The organism is Arsukibacterium sp. UBA3155 (assembly GCA_002364615.1).
Lineage (GTDB): Bacteria > Pseudomonadota > Gammaproteobacteria > Enterobacterales > Alteromonadaceae > Alishewanella.
In genome coordinates this window covers 1-23973 of record DEYP01000019.1, presented here as the reverse complement: position 1 = coordinate 23973, position 23973 = coordinate 1, and the positions used below count along the sequence as shown (strand labels likewise).

Annotated in this window: 27 protein-coding genes; 15 read left to right on the top strand and 12 right to left on the bottom strand. The window is 49.1% G+C overall.

Annotation, left to right across the window (positions count from 1 at the left end):
• Positions 1 to 74: 74 nt before the first annotated feature.
• Positions 75 to 569: a GAF domain-containing protein gene (locus B2X65_RS08445; RefSeq protein WP_290611933.1), complete on the bottom strand. Its 495-nt coding sequence runs from the start codon at positions 567 to 569 to the stop codon at positions 75 to 77.
• A gap of 183 nt (positions 570 to 752) precedes the next feature.
• Between B2X65_RS08445 and B2X65_RS08440 the strand changes: the two genes are divergently transcribed.
• From B2X65_RS08440 to B2X65_RS08425, 4 genes are all read left to right on the top strand, one after another.
• Positions 753 to 1061: a BrnT family toxin gene (locus tag B2X65_RS08440; RefSeq protein WP_290611932.1), complete on the top strand. Its 309-nt coding sequence runs from the start codon at positions 753 to 755 to the stop codon at positions 1059 to 1061.
• Positions 1058 to 1240, top strand: a complete 183-nt coding sequence (locus B2X65_RS08435) for a hypothetical protein (RefSeq protein ID WP_290611931.1) — start codon at positions 1058 to 1060, stop codon at positions 1238 to 1240. Before B2X65_RS08440 ends, B2X65_RS08435 begins: the two co-directional genes overlap by 4 nt.
• Entirely contained in the window at positions 1240 to 1374 is a 135-nt protein-coding gene (locus B2X65_RS08430) for a hypothetical protein (protein ID WP_290611930.1), read from the top strand. The genes B2X65_RS08435 and B2X65_RS08430 overlap by 1 nt, the downstream gene beginning before the upstream one ends.
• 278 nt (positions 1375 to 1652) lie before the next feature.
• Positions 1653 to 1949 (top strand): excalibur calcium-binding domain-containing protein, encoded by a 297-nt coding sequence (locus B2X65_RS08425; RefSeq protein WP_290611929.1) that lies wholly within the window; start codon positions 1653 to 1655, stop codon positions 1947 to 1949.
• Between the two features lie 19 nt (positions 1950 to 1968).
• On the opposite strand, the gene tusA is transcribed toward B2X65_RS08425, so the two are convergent.
• From tusA to fadB, 3 genes are all read right to left on the bottom strand, one after another.
• Entirely contained in the window at positions 1969 to 2217 is a 249-nt protein-coding gene (gene tusA, locus B2X65_RS08420; protein ID WP_290611927.1) for a sulfurtransferase TusA, read from the bottom strand.
• Between the two features lie 294 nt (positions 2218 to 2511).
• A complete protein-coding gene (gene fadA, locus B2X65_RS08415) occupies positions 2512 to 3675 on the bottom strand; it encodes an acetyl-CoA C-acyltransferase FadA (RefSeq protein ID WP_290611926.1) in 1164 nt (387 codons plus the stop codon).
• Positions 3676 to 3691: 16 nt separating this feature from the next.
• On the bottom strand, positions 3692 to 5845 hold the full coding sequence (gene fadB, locus B2X65_RS08410) for a fatty acid oxidation complex subunit alpha FadB (RefSeq protein WP_290611925.1): 2154 nt from the start codon (positions 5843 to 5845) through the stop codon (positions 3692 to 3694).
• 196 nt (positions 5846 to 6041) lie between these two features.
• Between fadB and B2X65_RS08405 the strand changes: the two genes are divergently transcribed.
• Genes B2X65_RS08405 through B2X65_RS08395 form a run of 3 tightly spaced genes read left to right on the top strand, consistent with a single transcriptional unit; the run spans position 6042 to position 10821 of the window.
• A complete protein-coding gene (locus B2X65_RS08405) occupies positions 6042 to 7979 on the top strand; it encodes a transglycosylase SLT domain-containing protein (RefSeq protein WP_290611924.1) in 1938 nt (645 codons plus the stop codon).
• Positions 7980 to 8024: 45 nt separating this feature from the next.
• Entirely contained in the window at positions 8025 to 9350 is a 1326-nt protein-coding gene (gene pepQ / locus B2X65_RS08400) for a Xaa-Pro dipeptidase (protein ID WP_290611922.1), read from the top strand.
• A 19-nt stretch (positions 9351 to 9369) separates the two neighbouring features.
• The gene (locus B2X65_RS08395; RefSeq protein ID WP_290611921.1) at positions 9370 to 10821 is read left to right on the top strand and encodes a TrkH family potassium uptake protein; all 1452 of its coding nucleotides are present in this window, start codon (positions 9370 to 9372) and stop codon (positions 10819 to 10821) included.
• Between the two features lie 76 nt (positions 10822 to 10897).
• Here B2X65_RS08395 and trkA read toward each other — a convergent pair whose 3' ends face one another.
• From trkA to def, 4 genes are read right to left on the bottom strand one after another with little or no spacing between them, the layout of a single operon-like run.
• Positions 10898 to 12274 carry a Trk system potassium transporter TrkA gene (trkA, locus tag B2X65_RS08390; RefSeq protein WP_290611919.1) on the bottom strand — a complete coding sequence of 459 codons (1377 nt, stop codon included), beginning with the start codon at positions 12272 to 12274 and terminating at the stop codon, positions 10898 to 10900.
• Entirely contained in the window at positions 12271 to 13608 is a 1338-nt protein-coding gene (gene rsmB / locus B2X65_RS08385; RefSeq protein WP_290611918.1) for a 16S rRNA (cytosine(967)-C(5))-methyltransferase RsmB, read from the bottom strand. The genes trkA and rsmB overlap by 4 nt, the downstream gene beginning before the upstream one ends.
• A complete protein-coding gene (fmt, locus tag B2X65_RS08380; protein WP_290611916.1) occupies positions 13605 to 14591 on the bottom strand; it encodes a methionyl-tRNA formyltransferase in 987 nt (328 codons plus the stop codon). The genes rsmB and fmt overlap by 4 nt, the downstream gene beginning before the upstream one ends.
• Before the next feature lie 13 nt (positions 14592 to 14604).
• Positions 14605 to 15120, bottom strand: a complete 516-nt coding sequence (gene def / locus B2X65_RS08375) for a peptide deformylase (RefSeq protein WP_290611914.1) — start codon at positions 15118 to 15120, stop codon at positions 14605 to 14607.
• 123 nt (positions 15121 to 15243) lie between these two features.
• Between def and B2X65_RS08370 the strand changes: the two genes are divergently transcribed.
• Genes B2X65_RS08370 through B2X65_RS08355 form a run of 4 tightly spaced genes read left to right on the top strand, consistent with a single transcriptional unit; the run spans position 15244 to position 18509 of the window.
• A complete protein-coding gene (locus tag B2X65_RS08370; protein ID WP_290611912.1) occupies positions 15244 to 16353 on the top strand; it encodes a LysM peptidoglycan-binding domain-containing protein in 1110 nt (369 codons plus the stop codon).
• A gap of 24 nt (positions 16354 to 16377) precedes the next feature.
• The gene (gene dprA / locus B2X65_RS08365) at positions 16378 to 17469 is read left to right on the top strand and encodes a DNA-processing protein DprA (protein ID WP_290611910.1); all 1092 of its coding nucleotides are present in this window, start codon (positions 16378 to 16380) and stop codon (positions 17467 to 17469) included.
• A 2-nt stretch (positions 17470 to 17471) separates the two neighbouring features.
• Entirely contained in the window at positions 17472 to 17945 is a 474-nt protein-coding gene (locus B2X65_RS08360) for a DUF494 family protein (RefSeq protein WP_290611908.1), read from the top strand.
• A 15-nt stretch (positions 17946 to 17960) separates the two neighbouring features.
• Entirely contained in the window at positions 17961 to 18509 is a 549-nt protein-coding gene (locus tag B2X65_RS08355; RefSeq protein WP_290611907.1) for a DNA topoisomerase family protein, read from the top strand.
• A gap of 4 nt (positions 18510 to 18513) precedes the next feature.
• On the opposite strand, the gene B2X65_RS08350 is transcribed toward B2X65_RS08355, so the two are convergent.
• Both B2X65_RS08350 and purE read right to left on the bottom strand, forming a co-directional pair.
• Positions 18514 to 19650: a 5-(carboxyamino)imidazole ribonucleotide synthase gene (locus tag B2X65_RS08350; RefSeq protein WP_290611905.1), complete on the bottom strand. Its 1137-nt coding sequence runs from the start codon at positions 19648 to 19650 to the stop codon at positions 18514 to 18516.
• Complete coding sequence (purE, locus tag B2X65_RS08345) at positions 19647 to 20138, bottom strand: 5-(carboxyamino)imidazole ribonucleotide mutase (RefSeq protein ID WP_290611903.1); 492 nt, start codon at positions 20136 to 20138, stop codon at positions 19647 to 19649. The genes B2X65_RS08350 and purE overlap by 4 nt, the downstream gene beginning before the upstream one ends.
• Before the next feature lie 100 nt (positions 20139 to 20238).
• Between purE and B2X65_RS08340 the strand changes: the two genes are divergently transcribed.
• Both B2X65_RS08340 and hemF read left to right on the top strand, forming a co-directional pair.
• A complete protein-coding gene (locus B2X65_RS08340) occupies positions 20239 to 20799 on the top strand; it encodes an L-threonylcarbamoyladenylate synthase (RefSeq protein ID WP_290611901.1) in 561 nt (186 codons plus the stop codon).
• A gap of 1 nt (position 20800) precedes the next feature.
• Positions 20801 to 21730, top strand: coding sequence for an oxygen-dependent coproporphyrinogen oxidase (gene hemF / locus B2X65_RS08335; RefSeq protein ID WP_290611900.1), 930 nt, complete (start codon positions 20801 to 20803; stop codon positions 21728 to 21730).
• Here hemF and B2X65_RS08330 read toward each other — a convergent pair.
• Positions 21720 to 22142 carry a group II truncated hemoglobin gene (locus tag B2X65_RS08330; RefSeq protein ID WP_290611898.1) on the bottom strand — a complete coding sequence of 141 codons (423 nt, stop codon included), beginning with the start codon at positions 22140 to 22142 and terminating at the stop codon, positions 21720 to 21722. The genes hemF and B2X65_RS08330 overlap by 11 nt on opposite strands.
• Positions 22143 to 22171: 29 nt before the next feature.
• On the opposite strand from B2X65_RS08330, the gene aroE reads away from it, so the two are divergent.
• Positions 22172 to 22987, top strand: a complete 816-nt coding sequence (gene aroE / locus B2X65_RS08325; RefSeq protein WP_290611897.1) for a shikimate dehydrogenase — start codon at positions 22172 to 22174, stop codon at positions 22985 to 22987.
• The gene (locus B2X65_RS08320) at positions 22984 to 23220 is read left to right on the top strand and encodes a DUF1488 family protein (RefSeq protein ID WP_290611896.1); all 237 of its coding nucleotides are present in this window, start codon (positions 22984 to 22986) and stop codon (positions 23218 to 23220) included. The genes aroE and B2X65_RS08320 overlap by 4 nt, the downstream gene beginning before the upstream one ends.
• Here the strand turns inward: B2X65_RS08320 and B2X65_RS08315 are convergent.
• Complete coding sequence (locus B2X65_RS08315) at positions 23217 to 23756, bottom strand: gamma carbonic anhydrase family protein (protein ID WP_290611894.1); 540 nt, start codon at positions 23754 to 23756, stop codon at positions 23217 to 23219. The two genes, B2X65_RS08320 and B2X65_RS08315, sit on opposite strands and share 4 nt — an antisense overlap.
• Positions 23757 to 23973: the final 217 nt, after the last annotated feature.

The window sequence follows — 23973 nt, the reverse complement described above, 5'->3', positions numbered from 1 at the left end:
TTAAAAGAGATAGCGGATAAGCGTCAGTGTGCCAAGCCTTTAGCTGCAGCGCCAGTGCAACGCGGCAAAATGCCTTAACTAAAGCGTGAACGGTAAATATCAGCTACCGCTAAAATGAAGGCGACGTCCTCCTCTGTCCAGCGTTTTATTGTGACTGTTTGCTCGCAGCAAATAATGCCAGTAAGTTTATCCCCCTGATAAATGGGAACGTCGAGTAATGATTTAACATTAAGTGGTTTTAGAAATAATTCGGTTAAATCTTTAGTTGCCGGATCATGCATGGCATCGCTGGCCTTGATGACCCGCCTTTTATCCAGCGCAGCAAAGTAGCCCGGGAAACTCCAGCGATCAAGCAGCAGGGCCTCCTGACTGAAACCACCATTTTTATCCAGCAATAATTCACAGCGCAGTAAATCATCATCGGTATATTGCCACAAACCAACCTGCTGAATATTAAGACCGTCAAGGCAGCACCTTAGTACATGCTGACGAGCGTCGTCTTCACTGATATCAGGGTTATAAATAGTTTTATGAAGTTGATCAATTTGGGCGGAATACTGCGACGTCATAATAGTGCGGTGTCCAAATCAGAAATAAGGTAATCACAACCATAGCAAAAGGAATCGGCGCCGCCACTGTATTGTAAAATTAGTTTTTAAACACCAGTGAATCTATCTTTAAAAATGGTTGGTCAATTGTTATTTTAAAGTATATTTTATGGGTGTTTTTAACTTCCGGATAATGAGACTCAAATGGAATTTGAATGGAACGAAGATAAACGTAAGAAGACCTTGTTTGAAAGAGGTATCGACTTCATGGACGCTGCCTTAGTTTGGGATGACCCGTTACGACAACAACGAACTGATACCCGAAATGATTACGGCGAGGTGAGGTACCAAACAATAGGTCGTGGCCCTTTTGGGATCTTGTTTGTGGTATACACTATACGCGTATATGAGCAAGGTAAGATGGTTAACCGAATAATCAGCGCTCGGCGTGCGAAAAAGGCTGAAATCACACAGTACGAAACAAGAGTATTTGCCCAGGGGTTACAAAAATGAGTGAAAACATTACACGTTTATCGTTAGCACAAATCCGTAAACTACGTAGCTTAACGAATGCTAAGAGATTCAACGAAACGACAGATGAAGACATCGCTAAACAAATTGCAGCAGACCCTGACTTGTATGAGCTAACAGATGAAGAACTAGCGGAATTTGATTTAGTGAGGAAAAAATAATGAAAACTGAAAATGGGAAAACACGTGTCTCTCTCGCAGAGTTAAAAAAAATGAAAGGCCGTTCCGACTTGCCGCGCTTGGTAGAAGAACAGAAGAAGGAAAAACTTACGCCAGATAAAGCAATTCAGAAGTGATCACTGCGGCTATCTCATTACATATTAAAGCCATTAGCACGTTGAAGCGTAATTCAGTTTTATTAGAGGTGTAGGCGGGCGCCTTATTTCGTTTACTGCAAAAGTATTCCATCTGCCATTATTAAATGTGCGAGTCAGGTAAGAGCATATGCCCAGCTTTAAACGTTGGTCTAAGCCGGTCAACTTAAATAGTCATTGCCGTTCCCTGTTTTATAAACTAAGTTAGAACCTGAAAATCACCTGAGAGCGACAATGGATTCATAACAGGGAAGCCGCCTTTGAAAAAACTGCTACTAATAGCGCTGATTGCCTTCGGTGCCTGGAATTACTATCAAAAACAAAGCACGCCTAAGCCAATTGCTGAGCCAGCGCCACGGGTGCTACCTGACTACACTGTACCCATCCAAAAAGCCCGCGACGTTGTTGCTAAACAGAATTTTCGCTGCGACGGTCGTCAGCACTGTAGCCAGATGAACTCCCGCGCCGAAGCGGAGTACTTCTTACGAAATTGTCCGGATACCAAAATGGACGGTGATAGGGATGGTATACCTTGTGAAAACGACTCAAGGTGGTAACGTCGCTTTTTAATCGCCTTTACGCGCTAATCTTCTTTACCAGATAACGATACGGCAACTCAGTAGTATCACTGGCCAGTAACTCGTGATCCATAAAACGGCAGAATGCCGGGATATCGCGGGTGGTGGCCGGGTCGTCGGCGATAATTAATAAAGTGTCGCCGACCTGCATTTTACGCATTTGTAGCCGCACCATCATTACCGGCTCGGGGCAGCGCAGGCCCAGGGCGTCCAGTGTTTGGGTGGCGCTATTAAAATGCGGGTCCATCGTTACTCCGATAATCTTATTCAAAAACTTAGTTTACTGGCTTACGCAATGTGCACTATCCAGGCAACGGCTATAGGTTACAACACCCACTGTGCTCGCCACAGCAACTCCCTCGGGCTAGCGCCCTCACTCAGACACTCTGTGGCTGCGCAAGTGGGGTTCCAACCATCGCCTTGGTTTAACGAAACCTTCTGTTCAATTAAACAAAAAATAAGGGCCGTAAAAACGGCCCTTATTCTATGCGATTGTGCTGGTCGCTACCAGTCTGTTGCTGTCAGCTTACGGCCGCTCAAACTATGGTCTTTCAAATACCGTAGCGATGCCCTGACCTAAACCAATACACATGGTCGCCAGACCAAACTTACCGCCTTTATCTTCCATTACGTTAAGCAGGGTGGTGCTAATGCGTGAACCTGAACAACCCAGTGGGTGGCCCAGGGCGATAGCGCCGCCGTTCAGGTTTACTTTCTGATCTTTTACTTCAAGCAGACCTAAGTCTTTCATTACCGGCAGTGCCTGGGCAGCGAACGCTTCGTTCAGCTCAGCGTAATCGATATCATCAATGGTTAGGCCAGCCATCTTCAGCGCCTTTTTCGACGCCGGTACCGGGCCATAACCCATAATGGACGGGTCGCAGCCTGCTACACCCATGCCACGCACGTAAGCGCGGATAGGTAAGCCCAGCGCTTTGGCTTTTTCTTCACTCATAACCAGCATGCCAGAGGCTCCGTCTGATAACGCTGATGAGGTACCTGCGGTTACTGTGCCGTTGGCCGGGTCGAATACCGGGCGCAGTTGGCCCAGTGCTTCTACTGTGGTTTCCGGACGAATAACTTCGTCGTAGTCCATCAGCTTTAACACGCCATCAGCATCGTGGCCTTCAGTTGGGATAATTTCATTTTTAAAGCGACCTTGCTCGCTGGCCTCTTGTGCTAAGCGGTGCGAGCGGGCGCCAAATTCGTCTTGCTGTGCCCGGCTGATGCCGTGCATTTTACCCAGCAGTTCAGCCGTTAAACCCATCATACCGGCAGCTTTGGCAATGGAAGTGGATAAGCCCGGGTGAAAATCGACACCGTGAGTCATCGGCACATGGCCCATATGCTCCACGCCACCAATTAAATACACCTCACCCATGCCGGTTTGAATTGATCGCACCGCATCGTGCAGTGCCTGCATTGACGAGCCGCATAAACGGTTAACGGTAACGGCTGGCACCGAGTGCGGAATGCCGGCTAACAGTGAAGCGTTACGCGCCACGTTAAAGCCTTGCTCCAGGGTTTGCTGCACGCAGCCCCAAATAATGTCATCGATATCACTGGGGTTTAACGCCGGGTTACGCTCCAGTAGTGACGCCATAACATGTGCTGACAGTTGCTCAGCGCGGACATTACGATACATACCATTTTTCGAGCGTCCCATCGGGGTACGGATACAATCTACAATAACTGCATTTTTCATTATTCTGCTCCTGCGCTTAAACCGGGAAGAAACGCTGGCCATTGTCGGCCATAGCGCGGGTTTTATCTGTAACCTGATAAATTTCGCCTAAGTGGGCGTATTTATCGGCCAGGGCGACAAAGTTGCTTAAGCCTATGGTATCAACGTAACGTAGCGGACCACCACGGAACGGTGGGAAACCCAGACCAAACACCAGGCCCATATCGGCTTCGGCAGCTGTTTGTACTATGCCTTCCTCCAGACAGCGAATGGTCTCGTTAATCATTGGCACCATCACCCGGGCAATAATTTCATCCGCGCTGAAATCTTGCTTGTCGCTGGCAATCCCGGCCAGTATTTCAACACTTTTCGGATCAATGTCTTTTTTCGGCTTGCCCTTGGCATCTTTACTGTAGGCATAGAAACCCAGGCCGTTTTTCTGGCCGTAACGCTCGCTTTTATACATGGCAGCAACCGGGTCATTCTCCAGTTTTGCCATCCGGCTCGGGAAGCCATCGGCCATCACGTCAGTACAATGGAAGGCAGTGTCTAAACCGACCACATCCAGCAAGTAAGCCGGGCCCATTGGCCAGCCAAACTGCTTCTCCATTACTTTATCAACCTGAGCAAAATCGGCGCCGTCCAGCACCAGCTTGCTAAAGCCAGCAAAATACGGGAACAGTACCCGGTTAACAAAGAAACCCGGGCAGTCGTTCACTACAATAGGCGATTTTCCCATTCTGGCAGCATAGGCCACCACGGCAGCGACCGTTTCATCGCTGGTGTATTCGCCACGAATCACTTCAACCAACGGCATGCGGTGGACCGGGTTAAAAAAGTGCATACCACAGAAATTTTGTGGCCGGCTTAAGTTTTTCGCCAGGGCATTAATTGAAATGGTTGAGGTGTTAGAGGTTAAAATAGCGTCATCGCTGATTAAGCCTTCCACTTCTTTTAATACAGTGCCCTTAATTTTCGGGTTTTCAACAACCGCTTCCACCACGATATCAACGTCTTTAACCAGCTCGTTACTAAGGGTTGGGGTAATGCTGGCGATGACTTTCGCCATACCGGCAACGTCAAGCTTTTTGCGCTCTACCTGCTTGCCTAATAACTTAGTCGCTTCACCCATGCCCAGTGCCAACGCTTTATCGGCAATGTCTTTCATGACTACCGGCACGCCTTTTAACGCGGATTGATAAGCAATACCACCGCCCATAATGCCAGCACCTAAAACAGCCGCTTTTTTAACCGCTTTAGTAGCCACTTTACCGGCTTTTTTAGCTTTGCTTTTTATTAGCTGGTCATTTAAAAACAGGCCAACCTGCGCGGTTGCCGCATCGGTTTTGGCTAGTTTAGCAAAGCCGGCGTTTTCCAGCGCCATGGCACCGGCACGGTCTAAGGTGGCGGCCGCTTCAATAGTTTGAACTGCGGCCATCGGCGCCGGATAATGTTTACCTGCCGAGGCGAATACCATGCCTTTAGCGGTACTGAAGCTCATGGTGGCTTCGGTTTTATTAAGTTTTAACGGCTGCAATTTAACCGTGCGCTTTTTCTGCCAGTTCAGGCTGCCGGCAATGGCATCTTCCAGCACGCTAAGTGCTGCAGCTTCCAGTTTTTCTGGCGCCACTACCGCATCAATTAAGCCGGCTTTTTGCGCCTGATCAGCGCTGTGGTCTTTACCGGTAGTGATCCATTCCATAGCATTGTCAGCACCAATAATCCGTGGCAGGCGAACCGTACCACCAAAACCGGGCATTAAGCCCAGTTTTACTTCTGGCAAGCCAATGCGGGTGCTGGTGTCCGCTACCCGGTAATCGCAGGCCAGCGTCCACTCACAACCACCACCTAACGCGAAACCTTTTATCGCCGCCACGGTCGGAACGGGCAGGTCTTCACATAAATCGAAAATATCAGAGGCTTGCTTAATCCACGGTACCAGTTCTGCTTCCGGACGCTGGAAAGTACTTAAGAATTCAGTGATGTCTGCGCCAACAATAAAGGTGTCTTTGCTACTGGTAAAGATCACACCTTTCAGGTTACTGTCAGCGTGCAGCTTATCTAAAGCTGCCTTACAATCAGTCAGGGTTTGTTGGTCAAACTTATTAACAGAGCCTGCAGCAGCAAAAGTAAACCGGGCAATACCAGGTTTAGTATATTCAACACTGATAGTGTCACTCTGGTAAATCATAAATATGCTCCTTGGTCGCGTTAAGGGGTGGTTGTCGCAACTGGTACGATGAGGTTAACAGGTTCAGTGTGTCGTGCTTTACTAAAAATTTCAACCGTTATTTAAACAGGCGTTTGAAAAAGCCCTTCAAACCAAGCCAGACGGTGCCAATAACTATAGCTGTTTTTCTATTTTTCGCTGAATTCAGAGGTAAGACGTGAGAACTTTTCGTTTCGCATTCGCTGTCACCGCTTTCACCAGTGCGGTGCTTTCCTGCGCATTTACAGCCCACACGGCTGAACAGGACAAATTACATCAGCAACGACAGCGTTTTGTCGCGCTGGAACATAATATTGACAAGGTGAGTCGCAAACAAGCGGAAGCATGGTATGCAGAGCTTGCCGATTATCCACTACAGCCCTACCTGCAGCAGAAGCGGCTGCAGAACTTTTTAAATGCCCATGACGCCATAGAAGAATTTCTTAGCGAGTATCAGGGTACGCCGATGGATTGGCCTCTGCGCAAGCCCTGGTTACTGCGTTTGGCTGAGCAAGACCAGGCCGAGCGGTTTCTGGCTAATTTCCCAGGCTCGACTGATGCCGAGCTGCAATGCCTGGCTTTGCGTTTTCAATTAAAAACCAAGGCATTGCCGGAGTCCGACATCTGGCAACAGACTGAGCAGCTGTGGACTGAGGGCAAATCGCAGCCAAAAGCCTGCGACCCGTTATTTACAGCCTGGCGCAACAGTAAGCCACTGCAAAGTGAAACCGTACACCACCGCATGCAGCAAGCGGCAGAGGGCGGTCAGTCTCAGCTTATTCCTTACTTAAAAACCTTGCTTCCGGCCAGTGAGCAATATCTGGCGGATTTATGGCAGCAAGCCCGACGTAACCCTGCTGTGATTGCCCGGGCAAAGTTTTTCCCCGGTAAGCATATTATCGAGCGTGATGTACTGGCCTATGGCTTAAAGCGTCTGGTCTGGCGCTCGCCTGATCAGGCACTGGCGACCTGGCAACGCCATGTCAATGACCCTTATTTTACTAAGGCGCAACGCTTAGATGTGCAGCGCCAGTTCGCCATTGCTCTGGCCAGTAAAGGTGACAGCCGGGCCGACAACTGGCTGACCACCTTACCAGCTGAATTATTTGACGCGAATCTCGCCCAGTGGCAGGTTGCCCATGCCTTGCGCGAACTGGACTGGCCCAAAGTACAGCAAGTTGTGGAGCAGTTGCCGACAGAATTACAAGGTGATATTAACTGGCGGTATTGGCGAGCCAGAGCATTGGAAGAACAAGGCAACACCGAACTGGCCAATGCCGAATTTACCGCGTTAGCCGGCCAGCGCCACTATTACGGTTTTATGGCGGCGGCCAGAGTTGGTTTACCGCCGAGCCTGGCGCATAACCCGGTCAAAGTGAGTGACGAAGAGATCGCGCAGCTGCTACAGCATCCGGCGGTGCAGCGTGCCCAGCAATTTCTGGCGCTGGGCCGATTAACCGAAGCCCGCAGAGAATGGAATCATTTGCAGGATACCTCCAACGAACAGCAGAAACTGACCTCAGCCAAGCTGGCCAGCCAGCTGCAATGGCATGAGCGAGCGATCTTTTCGCTGGCTGATGTCGGCTATTGGGATGACGTGGAACTGCGTTTTCCGTTGGCCTATCAGCAGGAAATGCAGCTGTCTGCCGATAAATTTAAAATTGATTCTGGCTGGAGCATGGCGATAGCCAGACGCGAAAGCTCGTTTATGGCCGATGCATACTCACCGGCTGGGGCCCGCGGCCTGATGCAGATTATGCCGGGTACCGCCAATGAAATTGCCAAGAAACAGGTGCAAATTCGCCAGCTTTATAACCCGGTAACCAATATTGATTATGGTACCGATTATCTTAATTATTTAAAACAGCGCAATGATGGCAACCTGTTAAAGGCAACGGCTTCTTACAACGCTGGCTATAGCCGCGTAAGGCAGTGGATCCCGCAGGATTATGCCTTGCCGGCAGACGTCTGGGTAGAGACGATTCCTTACCGGGAAACCCGCGAATACGTAAAAGCAGTAATGGCCTACTATCAGATATATAATCTTCGGATGAATGTGCCGCAGGACGTTTTTAAACCGCTGGTGGCTATGAAGATTGGGGTGGTAGTGGAATAGTGCTATTATTGCGTTTATCAGCATAATCAACAATAAAAGGTCGATATGAACTCAGGTTATCAGGCGTTATATCAGGCACATATTGCCGAACTTCAGCAGCGCACATCTCAGGTGCTGGCTCGCGAAAATTTGGACGGATTAGTCATTCATTCCGGCCAGGCCAAGCGCAAGTTTCTGGATGATATGGATTACCCTTTTAAAGCGAACCCGCATTTTAAAGCCTGGTTACCGGTAATCGATAATCCGCACTGCTGGTTATTAGTGGATGGCGTAAATAAACCTAAACTGATTTTTTACCGGCCAAAAGACTTCTGGCACAAAGTACCCGATGAGCCTGCCGATTTTTGGGCAGAGCATTTTGATATTCAGCTATTGGATAAAGCCAATAAAGTAGAAACATTGCTGCCTTACGATAAAGCGCGGCTGGCCTATATTGGTGAATATCTGGAAGTTGCCCGGGCACTGGGTTTTACTGAAATTAATCCAGAGCCGGTACTCAGTTATTTGCACTTTTACCGGGCCTACAAAACCGGTTATGAACTGGCATGTCTGCGCCAGGCTAATCAACTGGCGGTAGCAGGGCATCGAGCGGCAAAAGCGGCATTTTATGCCGGTGGCAGTGAGTTTGATATTCAAATGGCGTATCTGGCCGCAGTAGGTCAGACCGAAAATGAAGTGCCTTATGGCAATATTGTTGGTTTAAATCAGAACGCGGCTATTTTACATTACACCGCGTTAGAGCGGAAAAAACCGGCAGCGCATCACTCGTTTTTAATTGATGCTGGCGCCGAGTTTAATGGCTACGCTGCAGACATTACCCGCACATACAGTTTTAAACAGAATGATGAGTTCGGCGAATTGATTACGGCAGTCAATCAACTGGAGCTAATTCTGGTCGATGGTTTAAAACCCGGGATTAACTACACAGACTTACACTTACAATGCCATCAGGGTATTGCCCAAATTTTGCATGATTTCGATTTTGTCCGGCTTGACCCTGCGGCAATAGTAGAGCGTGAAATCAGCCGCACTTTCTTCCCGCATGGCCTGGGCCATCACTTAGGGTTACAGGTGCATGATGTCGGCGGCTTTATGCTGGACGAGCGCGGCACCCACATTGCGCCGCCAGATAGCCATCCGTTTTTACGCTGCACCCGGCTGATTGAGCCCGATATGGTGTTTACCATTGAACCGGGCTTGTACTTTATTGACAGCCTGCTTGCAGATTTAAAGCAAACAGATGCGGCTTCGAGCGTTAACTGGGATAAAATTGCCGCATTCCGCCAGTTCGGTGGCATCCGGATGGAGGATGATATTATTGTCCATCGTGATCGGAATGAAAATATGACCCGGGATTTGCAGCTCGCCTGACAAGGCGTTAAGGGACGCTATGCAATATCGCTCTATTATTCGGATCTTGGGGCTGCTGATCGCTATTTTCAGCATCACCATGATCCCACCGGCACTGGTCGCATACTTCTATAAAGACGGCGCTGGTGTACCTTTTATTTTATCGTTTTTTCTGTGTCTGGCTATGGGGTTCGCCATTTGGTATCCCAATCGGGGCAAACGATCCGAGCTAAAAGTCAGAGACGGCTTTTTAATCGTGGTGTTATTCTGGACCGTACTGGGCGCGGTAGGTGCTATTCCTTTATTGTTTGCCAGCAACCCTGAGCTAGGTTTTGCCGATGCTTTTTTTGAAGCATTTTCGGGCCTGACCACGACCGGTGCTACGGTACTGACCGGAATAGAGACCTTACCTAAAGCGATATTATATTATCGCCAGCAGCTGCAATGGCTTGGTGGCATGGGAATAATTGTGTTAGCTGTGGCCATTTTACCTTTGTTAGGGGTGGGGGGCATGCAGTTGTACCGCGCAGAAACGCCTGGCCCGGTAAAAGATAATAAAATGACGCCACGTATTGCCGATACCGCCAAGCATTTGTGGTACATCTATCTGGCAATCACCATTGCCTGCGCGCTGGCCTTTCATCTGGCAGGCATGTCAGTGTTTGACGCCATTTGTCATGCCTTTTCGACGGTAGCTATTGGCGGTTTTTCAACGTATGACGCCAGTATGGGGTACTTTAACAGCGCCACTATTAATATAATCTGCGTGGTGTTTTTGCTGATTAGTGCGGTTAATTTCCCGCTGCATTTTGCGGCAATTCGCGGTAAAAGTGTCTCAACCTATTTTCGGGATCCAGAATTTAAAGTATTTTTAGGCATTCAGGCCAGCCTGGTGCTGATATGCTTTCTGGTGTTATTAAATACCAACGTGTACGCCAGTGGTGGCGAAGCCCTTAACCACGCCGCGTTTCAGGCAGTGTCAATCTCTACCACGGCCGGCTTTACCACGGATGGGTTCTCTACCTGGCCGTTGTTTTTACCTATTTTATTAATTTTCTCCAGTTTTATTGGTGGCTGTGCCGGCTCTACCGGCGGCGGTATGAAAGTGGTTCGGGTGCTGTTGCTGTTTTTACAAGGGCGACGTGAACTGAATCGGCTGGTACACCCCAGGGCGGTTTATGCCATTAAACTGGGTCGCCGCCCGGTAGAAGATCGGATTGTTGAGGCGGTGTGGGGCTTTTTTGCAGCGTATGCTGTGGTCTTTGTGGTCATCATGTTGTCGCTGATATTAACTGGTATGGATAACATCAGCGCGTTTACGGCGACAGCCGCCTGCCTGAACAACCTTGGCCCTGGTCTGGGTGAAGTGGCGGCGAATTTTGGTGGTATTCCCGATGCCAGTAAGTGGATACTGGTGGTCGCGATGGTGTTTGGCCGCTTGGAAATTTTCACCTTGCTGGTGCTGTTTACGCCGGCATTCTGGCGCGATTAAGCTGTTATTTAGTGGCCAATTAAGCAGGGGAGTTTTTACTGCTTAATTGGCCTATCTAATATCAGATAAAAAAATATCAGATAAAAATTGCGCTGACCTGAAACAGCTTTTCTACTTCGACAATATGCTTTTTGTTTACCATAAACAGAATAACGTGATCGTCGGTTTCAATAACCGTTGTATCGTGCGCAATTAACACCTCATCACCGCGGACAATGGCGCCGATAGTGGTACCCGGCGGCAATTTTAAGTTGCCAATGGTTTTACCCGCTACTTTGCTGGTACTACTATCGCCCCTTACCACGGCTTCAATTGCTTCTGCTGCACCACGGCGCAATGAGTAAACGTTTACAATGTCGCCGCGGCGGATATGAGTCAGTAATGCCGAAATAGTGGCTTGCTGTGGCGATATGGCAATATCAATCTCGCCACCTTGTAGCAAATCAACGTAGGCACCGCGTTTGATCAGCACCATGGTTTTCTGGGCGCCCATTCTTTTTGCCAGCATGGCTGACATAATATTGGCTTCATCGTCATTGGTAACAGCGATAAACACATCAATTTGTTCAACGCTTTCTTCTTCCAGTAATTCCGGATCAGAAATATCGCCTACATACACCAGAGTGGAGTCGAGACTGGAGGCCAGAAACTCTGCGCGCTCTTTACTGCGTTCAATCAGCTTTACGCTGTGGGTTTTTTCCAGTGCCCTGGCCAGACCAAAACCGACGTTGCCACCCCCTGCAATCATGATCCGGCGATAACTACGTTCCAGTTTTTGCAGCTCGCTCATCACCGCCCGGATATGTTTAGTGGCAGCAACGAAAAACACTTCGTCATCGGCCTCAATGATGGTGGTGCCTAATGGCTTAATTGCGTTGCCCCGGCGGTAAATGGCGGCCACCCGGGTTTCAATATTCGGCATATGTTCTTTTAACGCAGATAGCGCATGGCCCACCAGCAGGCCGCCATAATAGGCTTTAACGGCCACCAGACTGACTTTGCCTTCCGCAAACTCAACGACCTGTAAGGCGCCAGGGTAATCAATTAAGCGCCGGATATAATTAGTTACCAGTGCCTCTGGTGCAATAAAGTGGTCTACCGGCATGTCGTCTTTGTGAAACAGCTCATCGCGATATTTTAAATATTGATTAGTACGAATACGGGCTATTTTCAACGGGGTATTAAAAATACTGTAAGCAACCTGACAGGCAACAATATTAACTTCATCACTGTTGGTTACCGCTACAATCATGTCAGCATCTTCAGCGCCGGCTTTTTTCAGAATGTCGGGATGCGAGCCATGGCCATGTACCACCTGCAGATCGAATCTGTCTTGCAGGGCGCGAAGTTTATCTAGGTTGGTATCAACCAGAGTGATGTCGTTTTGCTCACCCACCAGGTTTTCAGCTAAGGTGGCGCCTACCTGGCCAGACCCTAAAATAATAATTTTCATGCTGCGTGGTTATCCTGTGGCGCCTTTTGCAGCAGCGCATAATAAAAGCCATCGCGGTTTAGCTGGCCGGGTAATAATTGCCAGCCAGGCTGAGCGTTAACGTCAGTTTCAAGCAGGTCAGCTTCAAGGGTAACAGGCTGTAAACGGGCATCCTTATTAGCAGTAAGGAACTGGCTGATCTGCTGCTGGTTTTCTACCGGTAATATACTGCAGGTAGCGTAGAGCAACATGCCGCCGGGTGCCAGTAAAGGCCAGCATTGTTGTAAAATATGTTGTTGCAGTTCTGCCAGGGGGGCAATGTCGCTTTTTTTCCGTAGCCAGCGGATATCGGGATGGCGACGAATAACCCCGGTTGCGGAGCAGGGGACGTCCAGTAAAATTTTGTCGAATAACTCGCCATCCCACCAGCTGGCCGGATTTGCCGCATCAGCTGCCAATACCGTTGCCGTTAACCCCAGCCTTTGCAAGTTTTCCTTAACCCGCACTAAGCGGGCAGGATCTTTGTCTAAAGCGGTAAGCCTGGCGTTAGGAGCAAGTTCCAACAGATGGCAGGTTTTACCGCCGGGCGCACAACAGGCATCGAGAATACGCTCGCCATCTGCCGGGGCCACTATGCCTGCAGCATACTGAGCCGCCGCATCCTGCACAGAGAACCAGCCCTGATGATAACCGGGTAATTCCGTTACATCACAAGCGGTATCCAGCAATATTGCGCTGGGTAACGCTGCAATTGGCTGACTGAAACCAATATCTTCTTCAGTCAGGGCAATACAAAATTGCTCAGAACTAATTTGCTGAATATTGACGCGCAACCAGAGGGGAGCTTTGTGCTGACTGGCCTCAAGTATATGCTGCCAGTCGTCAGGGTAGGCGTGTTGTAAGCTGCTAATTAACCAGCCAGGATGGTTAAACTTTACCGCGTCACTCGCCTGACTGAAATCAAATAATTGCGGTTGGCGCTGCACATTGCGCAGTACGCCATTAATTAATTTGGTCAGGGACTGGCCTCTTAATTCACGGGCCGCTTCTACCGTCGCATTAATAGCCGCATGATCGGGCACCCGCATAAAGTGCAGCTGATAAATGCCGACATAGATCAGAAACTGCAATACCCGGAAGTTTTTCACTAAAGGCTTTTGCATCAGCTGTGCGCAAACTTGCTCTAATTGTGGCAATGTACGCATTACACCAAAACATATTTCCTGCAATAACGCTTTATCCAGCGGGTTAGTGATTTGCTGCTGCGCTTTGGGCAGCACATCTGATAGCGAACGGCCCTGGTCTATCACCTGATAACAGCACTGGGCTGCAAGTGCCCGGCAATCCCGGCTCATGCGTTCGTCAACGTAGTGGTGGCTAACAATGTTGAGGCTTGTAAAATGCTGCCAGCCTCAAACCAGTCAGCCCGGCCATTCAAGAAGTCGGATACTGCCATTGGCTTTTTGCCAGGCGGCTGCAACTTAGTAAGTACTAACACACCTTCTGAGCAGGCTATTTCGATGCCTATTTTTGACGCGGTTAAAACCTGTCCTGCCTTCGCCTGAGACGGTGTATCCAGCCAGTCAGCCTGCCATACTTTTACCGTACCCTGTGGCAGTTGCAGATAGCTGGCTGGCCAGGGATTAAATGCCCGGATCTCCCGGCTAAGTGCTTGTGCGCTTTTGCTAAAATCGAGCAGACCTTCTTCTTTTTGAAGCTTTTGGGCATAACAGGCCTGTTGGTCATTTTGCGCCTCAGCGCTTTGCTGCAATGCGGGTAATTGCGCCAATGCATCGAGCAAAGCCGCAGGCCCAAGCTCGGCTAAGGTGTTATACAAGCTGGCACTGGTATCGGTCGATGTGATCGGACAGGTTACTTTGCTTAACATGGCACCGGTGTCGAGCCCTTCATCCATTTGCATGATGGTAATGCCGGTTTGTTGATCGCCAGCCCAGATAGCGCGTTGAATTGGCGCTGCGCCGCGCCAGCGTGGTAACAGAGAGCCATGAACGTTAATACAACCTAGCGCAGGACTTTGCAGTACGGCTAACGGTAAAATAAGTCCGTAGGCGACGACAATCATCACATCGGCATTTAATGCTGCAAGTTCAGCCTGGGCTGCCGCTTTTTTTAACGACTTAGGCTGATAGACCGGTAGCTGATGTTGCAAGGCCAGTTGCTTAACTGCACTGGGTTGCAACTTCTGGCCCCGTCCAGCTGGCCGATCAGGTTGGCTGTATACTGCTACAACCTGATGATCACTGTTAATCAGTGCCTGCAAATGGCGGGCGGCGAAATCGGGCGTACCGGCAAATATAATACGTAAAGGCTGAGTCACGTTTTGTCCTGTGTTACAGCGCGTGGCGCTGGGCCATTTTGGCTTCTTTTTCCAGTTTTTTGCGAATGCGGTCACGTTTTAATGGCGACAGATAGTCGATAAACAGCTTGCCTACCAAATGGTCCAGTTCATGTTGCAGACAAATGGCCAGTAAACCGTCGGCCGCCAGTTCAAAAGGATCGCCATTGCGGTCAAGTGCTTTTACCGTCACTGTTTCCGCCCGCTCTACCGAGGCATAGTTCTGCGGTACCGATAAGCAGCCTTCTTCATAACTGGTATTGCCATCACGTTGGATAATTTCCGGATTAATAAGCACCAAAGGTTCATCACGCTGCTCCGATAAATCAATGACAACCACCCGTAAATGAACATCTACCTGCGTGGCCGCCAGGCCAATGCCATTTTCATCGTACATGGTATCCAGCATATCGCCGACTAACTGCTTAATTTCCGGCGTAACCGAGGCTACAGGTTTAGCAACAGTGCGCAAACGATCGTCCGGGAAATGTAAAACTTTTAAAACTGCCATAACACCTACAAAATTATGCTTTATTTCAATGGTTGTGGTATGTTTTAATTTTAGCCATTAATCCGCTGTAATAACAGCATAGTGTGCAATAATTAAAACAAGAATCAGTTCAAGGAAGCAGGCATGCTGAAAAAAATTGCAATATCTGTCATCGCGCTGTTTTGTTGGTTGTCTTTCAGCCTGCAAGCAGATGTGCTGCAAATCCGTGAGGATGCTCCCGCTTCCTATGTCGTTAAAAAAGGTGACACCCTGTGGGATATTTCCGCATTGTACCTGAATGAACCCTGGTTGTGGCCGCAATTATGGCAAATGAACCCTCAGGTTGATAACCCGCATCTGATCTATCCGGGCGACACGCTCACCCTGACGTATGACAGTATGGGCAGACCGCGTCTTGGGGTAAACGATAATGTGAAACGTTTATCACCCGAGACCCGCAAAACCATGAAAGGCGACGGCGCTATCACTACATTACCGCTGAGCATGATCCGGCCGTTTCTGACATACGAGCAAGCGCTTAGTGAAGAACAGATAGAAGCAATGCCATATATTCTGGGCACTAACACCGCCACTAAAATGGCGGCAGAAACCCATACCGTTTATGTTAAGGGCATATTGCAGCCCGGCACTTCCTATGGGGTTTACCGCAAAGGAAAGCCGTATGTTGACCCTGAATCCGGCTCGGTGCTGGGCTATGAAACCAGTTTAATAGCCACCGCCCGTGCGTTCCGTCCAGGTCGTGAAGCAACAGAAGATAGCCCGCTTGAGGCTGCTTCTATGCAAGTGCTGAGCGTTAAGCGTGAAATAAAACAGGGTGATCGGGTAATGCCGGCGCTTGAGGGGCAATCGCTGCCGGCCTTTTTCCTGATTAGCAAACCTGATTTCGAGGTTGACGGGACCATTATTGATACGACTTCGCAACTGCGCGAGTTCTCCAAAATGGATATCGTGGTGCTGAACCGAGGCTTGATCAATGATATGCAAGCAGGCCAGATGCTGGGAATATACCGCCAGTCTCCGGCAGTAATTGATGGCAAAAACGGCCCTGTTTATGTGGAAGATGCCAATAAACTACAGAAAATGTTCCGCAACTTTGGTGAAAACAGCATTAGTATGCCAAGGGAAAAAGTAGGCGAGTTAATGGTGTTCAAAGTAGCAGAGCGGGTGAGTTTCGCCATTGTTACCAGCACCCGCCGTCCAATCCGGGTTGGAGATACCATCGCTAACCTGTAATTAATCTGATGGAGCCAGTTTGCCGTGGATGATCTTCGCAACTGGCTCGCTTTAGCCTCTGTGCATGGCCTGGATGGCCTGAAGTTCCAACGTCTAAGCGAGCATATTTCACTGGCCGACCTGGTCAGCTTACCTATGAGTACCCTGCGTAATATTGGTCTGACCGCCCGTCAGGCCGAGTTACTTACTGTGCACGGTCAACGCCGGGCCGATTTGGCGCTGGAATGGCTGGCGCAATCTGCTTCGCATCATGCAGTCACTTACCATGACCCCCGTTATCCGCCACTGTTAAAACAAATTAAACACCCGCCGCTGCTGCTGTTTGTGAAAGGCCAGGCTGAGTTATTGCCGCGCCAGCAACTGGCCATGGTCGGTACCCGCCAGCCAACGCCAACCGGCCGTAAGGTTGCGCAGAACTTTGCCGCTGAATTGGTGCAGCAAGGATACATGATCACAAGTGGTATGGCTCGGGGCATCGATAGTGAAAGCCATAAAGGGGCATTGCAGGGCGGTGGTTTTACTATTGCCGTGTTGGGGCATGGCTTGCAGCAAATTTATCCGGCCAGCAATAAAGCACTAGCCGAACAGATAGTTGAAAATGGTGCTTTAGTCAGTGAGTTCTTCCCCGATATCCAGCCCCGGGCTGAGTTTTTTCCGCAGCGTAATCGCATCGTTGTCGGAATGAGCTCAGCAACCATAGTGGTTGAAGCGGCCCTGAAGAGTGGTTCACTGATCAGTGCCAATCTGGCGGCCGAATACAGTCGGGATGTTTTTGCCGTACCGGGTTCGGTTTACAGCCGGCAATCAGCGGGATGTCACTGGTTAATTCAACAAGGGGCTAAACTTGTTACCGGTGTGGCCGATATCCTGGAAGAGTGGCAGTTTTTTGCCCAGAATGGCTTAAGTACTTTAGCTTCAGATGAAAAAAAGTCTGCGCCGGACTTGTTTGCGCAGCAGTTGTTGGCTAACGTAGGAGATGACGCTACTGCAATAGATATTATTGCAAAGCGGTCCAACATGTCAGTGACAGACGTATCCATAACCTTGCTACAGCTTGAAATAGCGGGTGAGGTAGCAGCAGTACCCGGTGGTTACATTAGAGTGAGGAGTGCCTGATTATGTTTGATATCCTCGTTTATCTGTTTGAAAACTATATCCATAATGAATCTGATATTTATGTGAACCACGCGGACCTGACAAAAGAGCTCAGCCGTGCAGGCTTTCATGATGACGATATTTTTAAAGCCTTAAAATGGCTGGACAGCTTATCTGCGTTGCAGGAAAGCCATGTTAAGCCCTATTTAACCAAAGGTAATTCTACCGCCGTTCGCATCTATACTCTCGAAGAGCAACGTAAACTGGACGTGACCGATCAGGGATTTCTGTTATTTCTGGAACAAATTAACGTTCTGGATGCGAACACCCGTGAGATGGTTATCGACCGGGCGATGGATCTCGACAGCACTGCGCTCAGTCTGGAAGACTTAAAATGGGTAGTGCTGATGGTGCTGTTTAATGTGCCGGGGCGCGAAACCGCTTACGCTCAAATGGAAGATTTAATTTTTGATGAACCCGATGGGCCCCTGCATTAAGCAGCTTTTAATATTATGACTGATGACACTCCGTTATTTAAGCTGCCGCACCAGCAGCAGCTTTGTCCACTTTGCCAGAACACGCTACAGATAAAATCGTCAAAAAATGGCCCCTTTCTGGGCTGCAGTGCTTATCCGGATTGTCATTATATTAAACCGTTGCAGCAGCACGATCACGCCATTGTTAAAGTGCTGCCCACTGAAGCGTGCCCGCAGTGTGGTGCAATACTTGCTGTAAAGAATGGTCGTTATGGTATGTTTATTGGCTGTACCGCTTATCCTGAATGTGATTTTGTGGTCGATCAGCACGAAGAAAGCAAAGACAGTATAGAAATTGACTGCCCTAAGTGTAAAAAGGGTCAGTTAGCTGAACGGATCAATAAATTTGGTAAACATTTTTATGGCTGCAATCGCTATCCGGATTGCCGTTTTCTGTTAAATGACAAACCACAGCCAGGCCCATGTCACTACTGTCACTATCCATTGTTGCTGCAGAAAAAGTCAGAACTTTATTGTGCTAAAAAAGGTTGTGAGAAAAAGCAGCCAGCCAGTAAGGCTGGCTAACAGCTTAATCGGCAATTTGGTTCAGCATTTGCTCCAGTTCTGGAAACGCCGTTGCTGGTAACAAATCAATAAGTTTCGCAAAATGAGCTTTAAGCTCAGCCAGAGAGTCGGCTGACAAGTTGATATGGCCCATTTTTCTGCCCGGCCTTTTAGTTTTACCGTACCAATGCAGGTGTAACCCGGCTAAACCGAGTATAGCGGCTGGGGTAGTGTCTTCACCCAGAATATTAATCATCAGGGTAGGGCGCAGCAACGCCGTGTTACCAAGTGGTAATCCGGTCACGGCGCGTAAATGTTGCTCAAACTGACATACGTCAGCGCCTTGTTGGGTCCAGTGCCCTGAGTTATGTACCCTGGGCGCAATTTCATTTACCATTAGTGTGCCATCAACGTCAAAGAACTCTATTGCCAACACGCCGACATAGTTAAGTTCTTCGGCAATAGCGCTAAACATCTGCTCTGCCTGAGCCTGCAGTGTGCTACTAACCGGCCGCGCCAGTGATACGCTAAGTACACCATTAACATGATGATTTTCAGTCAGCGGGTATGCTTTTACTTCACCGTTGCTTGCTCTTGCCGCAACCAGCGAAAGCTCACGGTTAAAACCAATAAACTGTTCGGCAACAATAGCTTGTTTTGCATCGGTAGCCAGAAAATCTGCCATTTGCTGCCAGAGCATATCAGCCTGCGCCGGGTCTTTTAAGCGCCACTGTCCCTTGCCGTCATAACCTTCCAGCGCACTTTTAAAAATAAGTGGTAAACCAAGGCTGGTAATAGCTTGTTTAAAGTCTGCTTCGTTGTTAATCACCTTGTAACCGGCACTGGCCACACTGCAACGGGCAAGCAGTGCTTTTTCCAGCCTGCGATCTCCTCCGGCCTGAATAGCGTCGCTGCCAGGTAAGAATTTGCCACTTTGCTGGCATTGTTCCAATATGGCTACAGGAATATGTTCAAACTCAGCGGTAATAACGTCAGCGTCAGCAATAGCATTTGCCAGGCCGGTGCCCAGTTTATGCTGGGTTAACGGATGGACAATGGCATCGGTATTAACGTCATAGGCGCTAATGCTGATATTAAGGGGGGCGCCAGCGAGGGACATCATACGGGCCAGTTGGCCAGCACCTAATACTAATACCTTCATATGGCCACCTGAGACGGGTCTGGCTGGCTAAGCACGGTATCGGTTTGTGCCTGGCGAAAAGCGTCGATTTTGCTCAACAGTTCCGGGTTGCTAGTTGCCAATATTTGAGCGGCCAGTAGGCCAGCATTGGCTGCACCGGCCTCGCCGATGGCCAGAGTGCCCACTGCCACACCTTTGGGCATTTGCACGATAGATAACAAAGAATCTAAGCCTTTCAGGGCTTTAGACTGCACCGGTACCCCTAGCACCGGTAAGCTGGTAAAGGCGGCGGCCATACCAGGCAAATGCGCCGCACCACCGGCGCCCGCTATAATAACTTTTAAACCGCGGCTGGCAGCACTGCTGGCATAGTCTGCCAGTAATTGTGGGGTACGATGCGCAGATACCACCCGGGTTTCATAGCTTATGCCAAAAGAATCGAGCATATCTGCTGCCAGCTTCATGGTCGGCCAGTCTGAGGTCGAACCCATTATAATACCCACTTGCATGCCGCTTTCCTTCTGAACTTAATGAACTGAAATGACTAAGGCGCTATTATAGCGGCAACTGAGTCTGATTAAAATTCTTACTGTATACAGAGGTAAATTGATGAAAGGGTGCAACATAGCCACAGCGGTTGAGTTGTTAAAGCAGGGCGAGGTTATCAGCTATCCCACCGAGGCAGTTTTTGGCCTTGGCTGTGATCCGGATAACGAGGCTGCGGTGCTAAACATTCTGACGATTAAGCAAAGGCCAGTAGAAAAGGGCCTGATTCTGATCGCCGCCACCTATTCTCAACTATTGCCTTACGTTGACGATAAGGCTATTCCACTGGAAAAGCGTTATCAGATATTTTCCAGCTGGCCCGGCCATATCAGTTGGGTGTTACCCGCCAGTAAAACTGCGCCTAAGTGGATTACCGGCAAGTTTGACACTATTGCGGTAAGGGTAAGTGCGCATCCGGTAGTACAACAGTTGTGTCAGGCCTATGGTAAACCGCTGGTGTCGACCAGTGCCAATCTGGCCGGTGAGCCGTCTATTACTGATTATCAGCATTTACTAACGACTATGGGCTTAAAAGTAGCCGGCATAGTAGAAGGTGAGCTGGGTGGCGCAGCTCAGGCCAGTCAAATCCGGGATGCAATAAGCGGACAGATCGTAAGGGGTTAATATGGCGGGGAGTAACAGCGAAAAGCTGCATCAGGTGCAACAGTTTTTAATGGCATTACAAGATACTGTTTGTCAGGCCTTGCAGCAGGCTGATGGTAAAGGCCAGTTTATCGAGGATGCCTGGCAACGACCGGAGGGGGGTGGCGGCCGCAGTCGGGTGCTGACAAATGGCACCGTGTTTGAGCAGGCTGGTGTTAATTACTCGCACGTATTTGGAGCGCAAATGCCGGCATCGGCAACCGCCCACCGACCTGAGTTAGCCGGTCGTAGTTTTCATGCCTGCGGCGTATCCTTAGTATTGCATCCACATAACCCGCACTTGCCGACAACCCATGCCAATGTGCGGTTTTTTATTGCCGAAAAAGACGGCGAAGCACCGGTTTGGTGGTTTGGCGGCGGTTTTGATTTAACACCTTATTATCCTTATGAAGAGGATGTCGTTCACTGGCACCACACTGCGAAGTCAGCGGTTGAGCCTTTTGGTGACGACTACTATCCAAATTATAAAAAATGGTGTGATGAGTATTTTTACTTAAAACACCGCAATGAAACCCGCGGTGTGGGTGGCTTATTTTTTGATGATTTAAACGAGCTGGGATTCGAACAAAGCTTTAGCCTGATGCGCGCGGTGGGCGAGGCGTTTTTACCCGCTTATCTGCCGCTGGTTGAGCGGCGCAAAAACATCGCTTATGGCGATCACGAACGGCAGTTCCAGTTATACCGCCGTGGTCGCTATGTTGAATTTAATCTGGTGTATGACAGAGGCACGTTGTTTGGCTTGCAAAGCGGGGGCCGAACTGAGTCAATTTTAATGTCGATGCCGCCACTGGTGCGCTGGCAGTACGGTTACCAACCTGAGCCAGGAAGCGCTGAGGCGCTGTTATATAAGCGCTACTTAAAGCCTCAGGATTGGCTCGGCATCAACAATTAATCATATGGCTTGCCAGTTGGCTAACTGACTGATGGATGCCTTGGCGCAGCATCTTGTTTTCCACCACGTCGTCCAGCGCCTGCTCCATACAAAACATCCATTGATTGCGTAGCTTTTCATCTACCTGAAAGGGCAGGTGGCGGGCTCGTAACCGTGGATGGCCGTACTTTTGTTCAAACAACGCCGGGCCGCCAAGCCAGCCGGATAAAAATTCAAAAAACTTCTGGCGGATACTATCAAGGGGTAGCGGATGGATGGCGTACAGATCAGCTGCTTCAGGCGCCGTCTCCATAATATCGTAAAAGCGGTTAGCCAGCGCCTTTACTTTTGGCTCGCCACCCATTAACTGGTATGGGGTTTGCTCTGGCGTGGGGTAAGGCTTGCTATTTGCGGGGTTTTTATTAAAAATCATCTGTATTAACTTCTTGATGGACATATGTTGTGGACCGTTATGCTGTATTTGGTAATCCGATAGGCCAGTCTAAGTCACCTTTTATTCATAGCCAGTTCGCCGTGCAATGTGCGCAGCAAATGCAATATGACGCCATTCTAGCACCGGTCGATGGCTTTGCCGACTGTTGGCACAACTTTGTCGCCAGTGGTGGCAAGGGTGCAAATGTTACTATGCCATTTAAAGAGCAGGCATATCAGCTGGCTGAAACGTTGTCGGCGCGGGCACAATTAGCAGGAGCGGTAAATACGCTATATATAGACAGCACCGGTAAGGTATGTGGAGATAACACTGACGGTGTTGGACTGGTAGCAGATTTAATTCGGTTAGGTGTAAACCTGGCTGGCTGTGAGGTGTTGCTGCTTGGTGCTGGCGGAGCGAGTCGAGGCGTAATTGGGCCGCTGCTTGAAGCTGGCGTTAGCCAAATCGTATTAGCCAATCGTTCTATCGATAAAGCACAGGCCATAGCGGCTAACTTTGATCGCCGGGTGCTCGCCTGCGGTTTAACCGATATTCCGCAGCAAGCGTATCTGCTTATTATAAATGCTACGTCATCTGGTTTAACCGGGGGCAGGCCTGATATCAGTGCGCAACACCTAAAACATTGTCAGTTGGCTTATGACATGGTGTATGGCGCCCAGCCCACAACCTTTATGTCGTGGGCTAAGCAACAAGGCGTAGCCCGGCAGGCCGATGGCTTGGGTATGTTATTGTCTCAGGCGGCAGCCGCTTTTACTATCTGGCGCGGCGTCACTCCCGATATAGCAACAGTCATGACTGCGTTAAGACTTCAGCTGACAGAATGAACCAACAAATTATTTTTAATAATGATGTGTACTATGACGAACTTCGCCAAGCAGTTGGTTTTAGCTGTCTGGTAGCAGGGCTTAAAGTAAATTGCTTTATCGCCTGTCCGCCGAATACAGAGGCTACTGTTTTTGTCACTAAGATAAAAGCAGAAATATTTAACTGGGAAGATTGCGCCGAGCAGGCTATTGCTGACGACGCTTTTAACAATGCGGGCGAAATCTGGCTTTAACTGCTGCCTTCTGCCAGATACTCATTCTTCAGGGTGACGTAATTCGCGGCAGACTCCGGTAAAAATGCTTTCTCAGCCTCGTTTAACGGCCTGGCCTGTTTAACCGGGCTGCCGACATATAAAAAGCCGCTTTGTAAACGCTTGCCAGGTGGCACCAGGCTACCAGCTCCGATAATCACATCATCTTCTACGATGGCATCATCCATCACGATAGCTCCCATGCCAACCAGAATACGGTTACCCAGGGTACAACCATGCAGCATCACTTTATGGCCAACGGTGACATCCTCACCAATTATCAAAGCACAGCCATTGGGTTTACCACTGCTTGGTCTGGACAAATGCAATACCGAACCATCCTGTATATTGGTACGCGCCCCTATCCGGATTAAATTAACATCACCGCGCGCTGCTACTAATGGCCAGATACTGACGTCAGTAGCCAGTTCAATATCGCCTATCAATACGCTGGATGCATCGACATAAACTCCAGTTGCCAATTTTGGCATTACACCTCTATACGATCTAATCGACATTATTATCTCCAAATCGACCTAACTGCTAAGTTATTGTGCAGTAAATGCTGCTAAAAAGCACTGTTCGTTGAAACTTTGTCCGAACGAACAGTAAAATCATATTTTATTGCCTTTTAAGCTTGCAGCTCTGTAAAAACGCCCTATAATGCGCGCCATGCCACGGGGTCCTGCGTTAAGCAGGCTTCGGGTGAGGTAAGCCGGGTTGCAAAAATCTTTC